General features: G+C 35.9%; 12 protein-coding genes. 8 read left to right on the top strand and 4 right to left on the bottom strand.

Going from position 1 to position 12,182, the window contains the following annotated elements:
- Positions 1-21: 21 nt before the first annotated feature.
- Positions 22-1,032, bottom strand: coding sequence for a 4-hydroxythreonine-4-phosphate dehydrogenase PdxA (pdxA, locus tag RHO11_00200; GenBank protein WVD61584.1), 1,011 nt, complete (start codon positions 1,030-1,032; stop codon positions 22-24).
- A gap of 281 nt (positions 1,033-1,313) precedes the next feature.
- Between pdxA and RHO11_00195 the strand changes: the two genes are divergently transcribed.
- The 8 genes from RHO11_00195 (at position 1,314) to RHO11_00160 (ending at position 9,275) form a co-directional block, all read left to right on the top strand.
- Positions 1,314-1,682, top strand: coding sequence for a PTS glucitol/sorbitol transporter subunit IIA (locus RHO11_00195; protein WVD61583.1), 369 nt, complete (start codon positions 1,314-1,316; stop codon positions 1,680-1,682).
- A 15-nt stretch (positions 1,683-1,697) separates the two neighbouring features.
- On the top strand, positions 1,698-2,477 hold the full coding sequence (locus RHO11_00190; protein ID WVD61582.1) for a triose-phosphate isomerase: 780 nt from the start codon (positions 1,698-1,700) through the stop codon (positions 2,475-2,477).
- Between the two features lie 21 nt (positions 2,478-2,498).
- Complete coding sequence (locus RHO11_00185) at positions 2,499-3,467, top strand: sugar-binding transcriptional regulator (protein WVD61581.1); 969 nt, start codon at positions 2,499-2,501, stop codon at positions 3,465-3,467.
- Between the two features lie 347 nt (positions 3,468-3,814).
- Positions 3,815-4,273, top strand: a complete 459-nt coding sequence (rpiB, locus tag RHO11_00180; GenBank protein WVD61580.1) for a ribose 5-phosphate isomerase B — start codon at positions 3,815-3,817, stop codon at positions 4,271-4,273.
- Positions 4,274-4,368: 95 nt separating this feature from the next.
- Complete coding sequence (gene tal, locus RHO11_00175) at positions 4,369-5,319, top strand: transaldolase (protein WVD61579.1); 951 nt, start codon at positions 4,369-4,371, stop codon at positions 5,317-5,319.
- A 77-nt stretch (positions 5,320-5,396) separates the two neighbouring features.
- Positions 5,397-7,403, top strand: a complete 2,007-nt coding sequence (tkt, locus tag RHO11_00170; protein ID WVD61578.1) for a transketolase — start codon at positions 5,397-5,399, stop codon at positions 7,401-7,403.
- A gap of 238 nt (positions 7,404-7,641) precedes the next feature.
- Positions 7,642-8,274, top strand: a complete 633-nt coding sequence (locus RHO11_00165) for a DUF1007 family protein (protein ID WVD61577.1) — start codon at positions 7,642-7,644, stop codon at positions 8,272-8,274.
- Positions 8,265-9,275 (top strand): nickel/cobalt transporter, encoded by a 1,011-nt coding sequence (locus tag RHO11_00160; protein WVD61576.1) that lies wholly within the window; start codon positions 8,265-8,267, stop codon positions 9,273-9,275. The genes RHO11_00165 and RHO11_00160 overlap by 10 nt, the downstream gene beginning before the upstream one ends.
- Here the strand turns inward: RHO11_00160 and RHO11_00155 are convergent.
- From RHO11_00155 to RHO11_00145, 3 genes are all read right to left on the bottom strand, one after another.
- Entirely contained in the window at positions 9,268-9,516 is a 249-nt protein-coding gene (locus RHO11_00155; GenBank protein ID WVD61575.1) for a FeoC-like transcriptional regulator, read from the bottom strand. The two genes, RHO11_00160 and RHO11_00155, sit on opposite strands and share 8 nt — an antisense overlap.
- Positions 9,517-9,581: 65 nt before the next feature.
- Positions 9,582-11,930: a Fe(2+) transporter permease subunit FeoB gene (feoB, locus tag RHO11_00150; GenBank protein WVD61574.1), complete on the bottom strand. Its 2,349-nt coding sequence runs from the start codon at positions 11,928-11,930 to the stop codon at positions 9,582-9,584.
- Positions 11,927-12,175: a FeoA family protein gene (locus tag RHO11_00145; protein ID WVD61573.1), complete on the bottom strand. Its 249-nt coding sequence runs from the start codon at positions 12,173-12,175 to the stop codon at positions 11,927-11,929. The genes feoB and RHO11_00145 overlap by 4 nt, the downstream gene beginning before the upstream one ends.
- Positions 12,176-12,182: the final 7 nt, after the last annotated feature.

The following is a 12,182-nucleotide window of genomic DNA, read 5'->3' as shown; positions in this document are numbered from 1 at the left end:
CTCCATATTCAAATCGTGATGCTATTTGTTATGTTTCATTTTCCAGTAATTCGCAGCAACCAATGTTGACTCAATCATACTGACAGAACCCGCAATCCCCTTCCCAGCAATATCAAAAGCTGTGCCGTGGTCAACTGAACTACGCATAAATGGTAACCCAAACGTGATCGTTACTGACCTTTCAAAATCAAGAGTTTTACAAGCAATATGGCCCTGATCATGATATAAAGATAAAATAGCATCGTAACGGCCTTGTAAACCTAAATGAAATACTGAATCTGCAGGAACGGGTCCCATTGCGTTAATTCCTAAATCTTGAGCCGCCTTAACCGCTGGTATCAGATTATCTTTCTCTTCATGACCAAATAAACCATTATCAGAGCCATGTGGATTTAAGGCTGCAACAGCAATACGAGGATTGTTAAAGTTAAGATCAGTAAATTCCTTATGAATTTGTTGTACACAAGCAAGCACTCGGTCTTTATTGGCATAATCACACGCATCTTTTAATGCCATATGTCGACTAACAAAAAAAACTCTCAAATTGCGGACATGAAACATGGTAAGACCATAATCAGAATGGGTTTCATCTTGATAAATTTCGGTATGTCCTGCTTGTTTACAGCCAGCAAGCTTAATCGCTTCTTTATGAATTGGAGCAGTGGAGACCACATCTATCTCTTTATTTAATCCAAGCTCAATTGATTTAAGAACATAATCATATGACATAATACCAGCTAATTTTTGTACTTTACCCCATATAACGCTTTCACAATCATACTGCTTCGGCTCTAATACATCGATCGTGCCAAACTTATATTCACCTTCAGATGGTTTACTGATTTTATTAATCTTAAAATCACAATTTTTGATCTCCATTGCCCGTTTGATAATCGGTATAGAACCAATTAGAAATGGTTTACAGGCTTCATAAACTTCTCTTTGTTGCATTGTTTCAACAGATATTTCAGGACCAATACCAGCTGGATCTCCGATAGTTAAAGCGACAATAGGTAAACGATGTTGTGACATAAAATAAGCTCCTAATAGTATTTTTTTAGATAAAAAAACTTAACATATGTTTATTTGATGAACTTTAGTTCAAATAATTGTATTAAATAAATTCTAAAAGTAATGAGATTATGATCACATTTTTATCAACACCATCGAGGTTTAATATCACTTTGTGATACAAATCAAAATTTTAGTGATAAAAATTTCCCTTTCAGAAGAATAATTGTCAAAATTCAAAATAAAACAAATGATCCATTGCAATTCATATGAAATAAGTTTATTAAAGACGAGGAAAAAGTATGTCTAACGTAATTTGTTACACACAGATTGTGGATATTGGTCAACATGCAAAAAATTTTTATCAAGAAAAGATGCTCATCACCTTTAAAGAAGGGATTTCTAGTGAGCTATTTGATTACTGTATAATTCTAGCGAACGATTTATCGTTAACAAATACTTTTACAGTAAATAATATACTTACTATTGGTACTCTCTCATATACTATTACAGCAGTGGGTAGTGAGGTGATAAAAAATTTTGAGAATCTGGGCCATATGACGATTATTTTCGATGGAGAAAATCAAGCAAGACTTGATGGTGCAATACATGTCTCAGGCGAGCTACCAAAACAATTATCTATCCACGATACGTTCCTAATAGAGCAATGAAAAAGAGGCGTTAAAATGAAAAAAACTTACATCGGTACCAGTTGGAAAATGAATAAGACACTCGATCAATCACTATTATTTTGTGAACAGTTTAAAAAGCATCTTATTACCGACTTGCAACAGCAAATCCAGCCATTCATTATTCCACCGTTTACAACAGTGCGGGAAGTGACGAATACAATCAAGAATAACCAAATTAATTGCTTAATAGGTGTACAAAATATGCACTTTGAAGATACCGGTGCTTTTACGGGAGAAATCTCACCAATTATGGTAAAAGATACTGGAGCTTATCTTGTTGAAATTGGTCACTCAGAAAGAAGGGAATTTTTTGGTGAGACAGATTTAACCGTACACAAAAAAGTAAGAGCTGCACTTAAGCATGGTTTAAAACCCTTAGTCTGTATTGGTGATAGTGCACAAGAAAAAGCTTGGAATATCTCTGCTGAAACTGTTATAAAACAGATGAAAGCAGCCATTTTTGGGTTGCACCAAGAGCAAATACAACAAGTTATTATTGCCTATGAGCCGATTTGGGCAATAGGAGAAAACGGCATACCCGCTACTGCAGAAGAAGCAGAAACTATTCATAAAAAACTTAGGGAAGCACTAACAGACCTATATGGGAAAGAAATAGCTGATAATATTCACCTACTTTATGGCGGCAGTGTTAACTCAAGTAACTGTGCCGAATTAATAAATCAACCAAACATTGATGGATTATTTATTGGTCGTAGCGCATGGCAAGCAGACAGTTTTTGTAATATATTATCTATCATTAACCGATCGATATAATTGAGTACAAAGGAATCTATTATGGATGTATTTGACACCAATCAAGAAAATGAGCTTTTAACTGAGATTGCCGTCGCCTACTATGAAAATGAACAAACTCAAGAAGAGATAGCTCAACGATTTGGCATTTCAAGGATTAAAGTCGGACGTTTACTCAAAAAAGCTCGTACAGAAGGGATTGTCGAAATTAATGTCAAATATCATCCCGTATTCAGTTCTAAAATTGAACAGCAGTTTGTTAATGCTTTCGGTATAAAAAGAGCGTTAATTGCCATCGATCACCAAGATGAAGAAGAACAGCGTCGACAAGTCGCATCACTTGTTACGAATTACCTTTCAAGTGTATTAAAAAATGGTATGACAGTTGCCGTGGGCCAAGGTAGAAATGTTGCAGCTGTTGCTAGCCATGTCGGTATTTTTCCTGAAAAACAGTGTAAATTTATTTGTGGTATCGGGGGAACACTTCGTGATGGTGAGCTTATCGATGCTGATCATATTAGCCGTAACTTAGCAAGAAAATTTAACGGTACAAGTGAAACATTATATGCCCCTGCTTATGTGGAAAATCGCGAACTCAAAAAGGCATTTTTACAAAACAGAGTAATAAAAGAGACTCTTGAGCGAGCGAGTAAGGCGGATATTGCCATCGTCGGTCTTGGTGATATGAATGAAAATAGCTATATGGTGCAACTCGGTTGGTTCACACCACAAGAAATAATGCATGCAAGTATCAGCCAAGGTGTTATCGGTGAAATTGCAGGTTATGGCTTTTTTGATATTCAAGGCCGACCCGTTGATACCGTTATGAACGACCGTGTCATAGGTTTAAGTATTGAAGAACTTAGAAATATTCCATGTGTTATTGCCGTTGCTTCCGAAAATACTAAAGCGATGGCGATACTTGGCGCATTAAGATCTGGTGTTGTTGATATTATTGCGACTAATTCATCTAACGCTCGAACTATATTAAATTTACAACATAATAAATAATGTTTATCAGCAATAACCTTTTACTAACTTCATCGTATATATCACGGTGAAGTTATCTCTTAATTTCTCCAACCTTTATTAATCATGCATTGAGTTAAAGAACAAAATATCGCCAACTGTTCAAAAATCACTTAATTATCATAAAAATGAGCAATTAAAAAATAATAACAAGATTTTTCAGATCGCTAATAAATAATAAAATAGCCATTATTTTATTATTTTTTAAGATTAAAAGCCAAATTTGTGATCTTGATCTCGTAATTATTTCCTTATATATTACAAAATAACAAAAGTTACACTAGTGAACTTTTGAACATAAAATATTTTAATTATATTAGGAGAAAGCTATGTTACCGATTGCTATTGGTGCTGATGATGCTGCATTTGATTTCAAGGATAAAGTTGTTGACTATTTAATATCGAAAGGCTTAGAAATTGTCGATTATAGTAGCGATAAACAGCCGAAAAATAAATTATATCCAGATGTTGCTAATGCGGTGGCATGTGCGATAAAGCAAGGTAGTCATGAAAGAGGAATATTAATTTGTGGAACTGGTATTGGTGTAGCGATCTCAGCCAATAAAGTACCGGGAATTAAAGCAGCACAGTGTCATGATACTTTTTCAGCTGAGCGAGCTCGTAAAAGTAATAATGCACAAATTATCACGCTAGGAGCCCGAGTAATTGGTATTGAATTAGCAAAGAAAATCATACAAACTTGGCTTGAATCAGAGTTTGAAGGGGGGGGATCAATACAAAAAGTGGAAAGAATCAATTACTACGATAAACTCTATAGTAAAGAATAATATGATATAATTATATGTCATTAAAAGAATAACTTGATTATAATAGTAACCAATATATCGTTTTTATCAGACATGATTTTTATGAGGATATTCACATGAGTCAATTAGATGAGTTCAAGAAGTATACCGTGGTTGTTGCCGATACAGGTGATATCGATTCAATTAAGCAATTCTCTCCTGAAGATGCAACGACTAACCCATCATTAGTCTTAAAAGCCGCACAATTACCACAATACAAATATTTGATTGATTCTGCCATTGAAACGGCTAAAAAATTAGGTGGTTCAAAAGAACAACAATTAATTAATGCCAGTGATCAAGTCGCCGTGAATATTGGTGCAGAAATATTGAAATATGTTCCAGGTCGTATCTCAACAGAAGTTGATGCAAGACTCTCTTTTGATAAAACTAAATGTATTGAAAAAGCGCGTAAAATCATTCAGCTTTATAAAGAAAAAGGCATTGATAAATCACGTATTTTAATCAAATTAGCGTCAACTTGGGAAGGTATCCGTGCTGCTGAAGAGTTAGAAAAAGAAGGTATTAACTGTAACCTAACACTACTATTCTCGTTCGCACAAGCAAGAGCATGTGCTGAAGCTGACGTATTTTTAATTTCACCATTCGTTGGTCGTATCTATGATTGGTACAATAATAAAAAACCAATTGAAAACTATATTGCAGATCAAGATCCTGGTGTTGTTTCAGTACGTAATATCTATGATTACTACAAGCAACATGGCTATAAAACAATTGTTATGGGAGCAAGCTTCCGTAAAGTTGATCAAATATTAGCCTTAGCAGGTTGCGATCGCTTAACTATTGCGCCAAACCTACTCACTGAAATGCAAAATTCAACTAGCCCAGTGGAAAGAAAATTAAATCCACAGCAAACTGTTGTTGCTCGTCCTGCGCCAATGACTGAATCAGAATTTAGATGGCAGCATAACTCAGATGCAATGGCCGTTGAAAAACTGTCTGAAGGTATTCGTGCATTTGCAGTTGATCAAGGTAAATTAGAAGAAATGTTAACAAAATTACTTTAATTAAATATCTTTTATTGTAACGCCTCATAATGAGGCGTTTTACCCTTTACGCAAATTTAATTTTTGGAGAATCAATTATGAATTCAGCGAATTTATCTCATCGCGAGCTGGCCAATGCAATTCGTGCATTAAGCATGGATGCTGTACAAAAAGCAAAATCAGGACATCCAGGCGCACCGATGGGTATGGCTGATATAGCTGAAGTATTATGGCGTGGTTTTTTACATCATAACCCAACCAATCCACATTGGGCTAACCGTGACCGTTTTGTTTTATCTAATGGTCATGCATCGATGCTAATCTATAGCCTACTCCATCTTACTGGTTATGATTTATCAATTGATGATTTAAAAAATTTCCGTCAACTACACTCTAAAACACCAGGTCACCCAGAATATGGTTACACTGCAGGTGTAGAAACTACAACCGGTCCTTTAGGCCAAGGTATCGCCAATGCGGTAGGTATGGCAATTGCGGAAAGAACCTTAGCAGCACAATTTAATAAAGCTGGTCATGAAATTGTTGATCACTATACTTATGCATTTTTAGGTGATGGCTGCTTAATGGAAGGTATTTCTCATGAAGCCTGTTCACTAGCTGGTACACTAAAACTAGGTAAATTAATTGCCGTTTATGATGATAATGGCATCTCAATTGATGGTCATGTCGAAGGATGGTTTACCGATGATACAGCAAAACGTTTTGATGCTTATGGCTGGCATGTTATCAAACATATTGATGGTCATGATGCAAATGCCGTCAAATTAGCGATAGAGCAAGCACAGGCGGTCACAGATAAACCATCACTATTAATGTGCAAAACAACTATCGGATTTGGTTCACCAAATAAAGCGGGAACTCATGATAGCCATGGTGCACCACTTGGTGATGCAGAAGTTGAAGCGACCCGTAAACAACTTGGTTGGAACTACCCTGCTTTTGAAATCCCACAAGAATATTATGCAGCATGGGATTGTAAGAATAAAGGTAAACAGCTTGAAGCCGATTGGAACAGCAGATTTGCAGCTTATGAACAAGCTTATCCAGAATTAGCTAAAGAGTTTAAACGACGTACTGCCGGTGAATTACCACACAATTGGCATCAAGTTGCCAGAGCCTTTGTTGAAAAATTACAAGCTAACCCAGCTACTATTGCTAGCCGTAAAGCGTCACAAAATGCAATCGAAGCTTTTGCTAAAGACCTTCCTGAGTTTTTAGGCGGCTCAGCTGACCTAGCACCAAGTAACTTAACAATGTGGTCTGGCTCAAAAGAGATTTTAGCAAATCCAAATGGTAACTATATCCATTATGGTGTACGTGAATTCGGTATGTCAGCAATTATGAACGGTATTTCTTTACATGGCGGCTTTATTCCTTACGGTGCAACGTTCCTAATGTTTATGGAATATGCGCGTAACGCACTGCGTATGTCAGCATTAATGAAAATTCGCTCTATTTTTGTTTATACCCATGATTCAATCGGTCTTGGTGAAGATGGACCAACCCATCAACCTGTAGAACAGATGGCAAGCTTACGTTTAACGCCAAATATGAGCACATGGCGTCCATGTGACCAAGTCGAATCAGCAATTGCATGGCAATATGCGGTTGAACGAAAAGATGGTCCAACTGCGCTAATTTTCTCACGCCAAAACCTAAAACAGCAAGATCGTACCCCTGAACAGATAGCTAATGCTTATCGTGGTGGTTATATTCTAAAAGATTGTGCAGGCACACCTGAACTAATCTTTATTGCAACAGGTTCTGAAGTAGAACTCGCTGTCGAAGCCTATGAGCAACTAACCAAAGAAGGTAAAAAAGTTCGTGTGGTATCAATGCCGGCAACAGATGCGTTTGATAAACAAGATGCAGCATATAAAGAATCAGTATTACCATCATCAGTCACTAAACGTATTGCCATTGAAGCTGGTATTGCTGACTTCTGGTATAAATATGTTGGTTTAAATGGTAAAGTAATTGGTATGCATTCATTTGGTGAATCAGCGCCAGCTGAATTACTCTTTAAAGAGTTTGGCTTTACTATCGAGCATGTTATCGCTGAAGCTAAAGCATTGTTAAAATAATCAAACTCTAACAATCACTAAAAAACCACCAATATCTGGTGGTTTTTTTATTGTAGCAAATTGAGACTATATTTTTATGATAGTGGTTAGACTCTTCATTAAAAGTGTGGTAATAACGGTTAGTTAGTATTTTTCTCAAACAACAATCTTCTATTTTTGATTGGATAACTATTATTTAATCACAACTACCGATTGTTATGTTATACTATAACAATCGGTAGTTAATTTATGAAAAAATATGTTCCGTTATTATTATCTAAAGTACTCTTTACTACTTATCATGCTAGCTTCGACTTTTGCTTATAGCCATCCTCATAGTTTTATTACGCTAAAAACCTCATTCTATATACAAAATGATCAACTAAGCCGGCTCCACTTGGTTTGGACGATGGATGAATTAACCTCGAGTTATCTACAAATTGAGTATCAGCAAAATCCGACACAGACATTAACTGATTTAGTCAATAACATTGCTGAAAATAATATATTTTCTGAATTTTCAATCATGACCAATGGGAAAAAATTACCGATTGAAATCACTTTGCAAAAAGAAGAGGCGGCACTGACTTTTAATAACCATAAAGCAACTGTTGATTTTTGGCTAAATTTAAAGCATCCATTACCTATTTCAAACAGTAAGTTTGAACTTATGACCTATGAAAAAACCTTTTATGTTGATATGTATTATGAACAAGATAGCGATATCACCATTAATCATAACAATTGTAAGATTATCATTGATAAACCAAAGCCAAGTGATGAGATCTTAAATTATGCTCAAGCTCTTGATGAGAATGAAACTGCAATTGAAACAGACAGTTTTGTCCTAGGTAAAATCTTTTCACAAAAAGTCCTAGTATCATGCAAATAAAAAAAATTATCACACTATCCTTTTGGTTACTTATCATTACCACCATCATTATTGTTAGTGGTATCGGGTTATATCACTCTTGGTTTGAATTAGTGAATATTGCTCAAGATTGGCAACGCTATTTTCATAAACAACTTATACAGTTTTTAATCAAAGCTAAAGACGATCCTTTTCAAGTTGGTACCTTATTACTCTACTTTAGCTTTTTATATGGTATTTTACATTCAGCAGGACCGGGACATGGCAAAATAATTATTTCAACTTATCTGGCAACACAACCAAAACAATTGAAAAAAAGTTTACTTCTAACGCTATTATCAGCAATCATGCAAGGTGTTACTGCAGTTATATTAATTACGGCAACCTTAATTATTTTAAATGTATCAACAAAATACCTTACTATCGGGGAGTATAGGCTTGAACAAATGAGCTATATACTAATTATCCTGATTGGTATATATCTATGCTACCGTACGATTAAAAAACTCATTAAAATAGTAATAACAGACAAGAATAATCAGAAAAAAATTGGACATATTAGGCCGTTAAATCCACAAAATAGTCCCTCATCCTTATCTTCTGGTTGCCAATGCTGTAACCATAAACACCTACCAAATCAACACGAAATGGCACATACCAAAGGTTGGCTTGGTGATTTAGGAATCATTCTATCAATCGGAATTCGTCCGTGTTCTGGTTCACTATTAGTTTTAATATTTTCTTATAGTTTTGGTGTGTATTATTGGGGAATTTTAGCAACTTTTGCAATATCAATAGGAACAGCGGTCACGACTTCACTCTTTGCTATTTTTGTTCATTATGCTAGAAAAACAGCAGAACGGTTAATTAATAAAGATAGAACACAGAATAGACGATGGGTAATGATATCTCAATTTATCGCTCTCATCGGCGGGGTATTATTAGTAATAATGGGTTTAATTTTAATTATTGGTATGAGTACTAGCTATTATCCAATAGGTAATCCAATACTAGCTAGGTAGAACTAATCCAAATATAGATCTGGTGAGCACTATCATTACATTCGAAGCAATCACTACAGCGTTGGCCGCTAGAACAGTTTGATGAAGTAGATGCATCAACTAGTGAAATTTTACCTTTTTTTATCCAAAAAGATAACATCTGTTGCATCGCACTTTCTTGAACATTAAAGTGCCGAGCAAGATCAAGCAATGAAGCTCGACCATTTAACTCTATATATTTAGAGATATCCGTCATTAACATAACGTATTAACCTCATCTATTACATTAAAAAGCTACACAATAATATTTGTGCAGCTTTTTCTATATTAACAACAGCAATCTGATTTACTACATTTTTTAGGTTTATTGGCTATCGATGACAGAGAAAAGAGCGAACTTTTTCCTATCATTCTCATAATAAAGACAATCAAAACAAAAAATACAACTAAGCCGATAAGCCAATATGCGGCTGCTGCAGATGTTCCTAATAATGTAAATTGATAATACCCTGTTGCACATAACCAACCGATAACAAATGTCCAAATAGCAACAAAACTTGTCCATTTAGCACCCGCTTCTCGATAAACGGCCCCTAATGCAGCCGCACATGGTGTATAAAGTAAAATAAAAATTAAATAAGCCATAGCAGCAGTACTGGTACCGAATGACTGCTCAATTTTAGTGACTGCACTAGCACTAACATCGAGATCTTCTTGTAATGTATCAATATCTTCATCAACCGATGATAAACCTAATGGATCCAAAAATGCATCAGATAACCCCGATAAATTTTCAGGTATGGTCATAAAGGCTTCTTTAGTACTTTCCCATAAATTAAATCCACCTTCACCATCAGCGTCCTCTTCTGCTTGAGCATCCTCATCAGACATTGAATAAAGTGAGTTAAGCGTGGCAATAACCGCCTCTTTAGCAAATATCCCCGTAAATATTCCAACAGTTGCAGGCCAGTTATCTTCCGTTACACCCATCGGTGAGAAGACCGGCGTCACTTTTTGACTCACAACAGATAAAACAGAATTATCAGAATCTTGATTACCGAAAGTACCATCTGTACCGATAGAATTGAGTACACTTAAAACAGTGACCATCAATACAATCGCTTTACCAGCTTTAAAAATAAAGCTTTTCAATCGCTGCCAAGTTAGACTTAACATACTACGAAACGTTGGGATACGATAAACCGGCATTTCCATAATAAATGGCGTCACATCACCTTTTAATAAGGTAAATTTAAGCACAAACCCAGTAACAATCGCGACAACAATCCCGAGTAAATAGAGTACAAAAACGACGCTAGATGCATCATTTGGAAAGAAGATAACCGCAAGTAATGCATATACTGGTAAACGTGCACCACAAGACATAAATGGAATCATACAAATAGACATGATTCGATCTCGAGTGCTTTCTAAGGTTCGTGTTCCCATTATCGCTGGCACACCACAACCAAAACCAACTAGCATTGGTACAAATGCTTTACCCGGTAAACCAATAGCACGCATCCCTCGGTCAATCACCATCGCCGCTCGTGCTAAATAGCCGGAGTCTTCAAGAAAAGAGAGACAGAAAAACATTGCGGCAATCACGGGAATAAAGGTTGCAACAGTTTGTATCCCTGTCCCTATACCATCAGCTAAGATCACGGTTAACCAATCTGGTGAACCGACCATGTGCAAAACATGAGCAAAACCATCAACAAAGATGGCACCGAAAAGTACATCAAAAAAGTCGATAAATACTGAACCAAAGTTAATAGCGATCACAAACATTAAATACATAACAAGTAGAAAAAATGGAATACCGATAATTCTACCTAACGTCACCTTATCAATTTTTTGTGATAACGTCGTACTTGCTTCCCTTGGCTTTTCTATGACAATTTTACAAATATTATCGATAGCATCATATCTTGCACTGGCAATTGCCACATCGATTTCATTATCACACCAAGCGGCAAGATCTGTTCGACATAATTCTAGTGCTTTTAACTCATCGTCATTAAAAGTGAAATAGCGACTATCGATCAAAGCTTCGACCAGTTCCCATCGATTAAGTTGATTAATATAACTATCTTTAGGGAAATTAGCTAAATGACCGGTTAAAATATGTTCTTGTTTATCACCTAATGTTGAAATTGTAGGCTTTGGAGTCACAGGGCTCACAGTTAAACGTTCAATTTCATGATAAAGTTTATTTAAACCAAGTTTTTTAGTCGATGATATTGCAACGACTGGACAACCTAATAATTCAGATAGTTTTTCAATATTAATCTGTTCACCAATTTCGGTAACAGCATCAATCATATTAAGTACCACAATGACCGGTACATTAAGATCGAGAAGTTGGAACGTTAGATAAAGACTGCGTTGTAAATTAGTTGCATCGATAATATTAATGATTGTGTTACCTTTTTCGGTTAGCACAAAATCACGTGCAATCATCTCATCTTGAGAAATACTTTCAGAATTACTTTCAATGGCATAGGTGCCGGGTAAGTCAATTATTTCATACTGCTTTTTATTATAGTTAAGTATACCTGTTTTACGCTCTACTGTTACACCAGGCCAGTTACCTACTCGCTGACGAGATCCCGTTAAGAGATTAAATAAGGTTGTTTTACCACAATTTGGATTACCAATTAATGCGATACTCATGGCGCAACCTCCAATACAGCAATAGAAGCGGCTTCTTTACGACGCAGACACAAGAAGAATCCGCGCATCTCAATCTCTAACGGATCACCTAGTGGCGCAGATCTTATAACTGAAACTCTACACCCTGGAGTAATCCCCATTGCAAGCAGCTTTCGACGAAAGGGTAATGATGAAGGCAATAATTTTGCAATAACAACCTCTTTTCCAAATGCGATACGATCTAATGTTAACTCTTGAGTATTCATTCTATAC

This window comes from Orbaceae bacterium BiB, assembly GCA_036251205.1.
Classification (GTDB): domain Bacteria; phylum Pseudomonadota; class Gammaproteobacteria; order Enterobacterales; family Orbaceae; genus Orbus; species Orbus mooreae.
Note: the sequence above shows the minus strand (reverse complement) of the source record. Positions and strands in the feature narration are given on the sequence as shown.

Excerpts from the sequence above, each read along its gene's own strand:
- pdxA (WVD61584.1), bottom strand. The coding sequence starts at position 1,032 with ATGTCACAACATCGTTTACCTATTGTCGCTTTAACTATCGGAGATCCA.
- RHO11_00195 (WVD61583.1), top strand. The coding sequence starts at position 1,314 with ATGTCTAACGTAATTTGTTACACACAGATTGTGGATATTGGTCAACAT.
- RHO11_00190 (WVD61582.1), top strand. The coding sequence starts at position 1,698 with ATGAAAAAAACTTACATCGGTACCAGTTGGAAAATGAATAAGACACTC.
- RHO11_00185 (WVD61581.1), top strand. The coding sequence starts at position 2,499 with ATGGATGTATTTGACACCAATCAAGAAAATGAGCTTTTAACTGAGATT.
- rpiB (WVD61580.1), top strand. The coding sequence starts at position 3,815 with ATGTTACCGATTGCTATTGGTGCTGATGATGCTGCATTTGATTTCAAG.
- tal (WVD61579.1), top strand. The coding sequence starts at position 4,369 with ATGAGTCAATTAGATGAGTTCAAGAAGTATACCGTGGTTGTTGCCGAT.
- tkt (WVD61578.1), top strand. The coding sequence starts at position 5,397 with ATGAATTCAGCGAATTTATCTCATCGCGAGCTGGCCAATGCAATTCGT.
- RHO11_00165 (WVD61577.1), top strand. The coding sequence starts at position 7,642 with ATGTTCCGTTATTATTATCTAAAGTACTCTTTACTACTTATCATGCTA.
- RHO11_00160 (WVD61576.1), top strand. The coding sequence starts at position 8,265 with ATGCAAATAAAAAAAATTATCACACTATCCTTTTGGTTACTTATCATT.
- RHO11_00155 (WVD61575.1), bottom strand. The coding sequence starts at position 9,516 with ATGTTAATGACGGATATCTCTAAATATATAGAGTTAAATGGTCGAGCT.
- feoB (WVD61574.1), bottom strand. The coding sequence starts at position 11,930 with ATGAGTATCGCATTAATTGGTAATCCAAATTGTGGTAAAACAACCTTA.
- RHO11_00145 (WVD61573.1), bottom strand. The coding sequence starts at position 12,175 with ATGAATACTCAAGAGTTAACATTAGATCGTATCGCATTTGGAAAAGAG.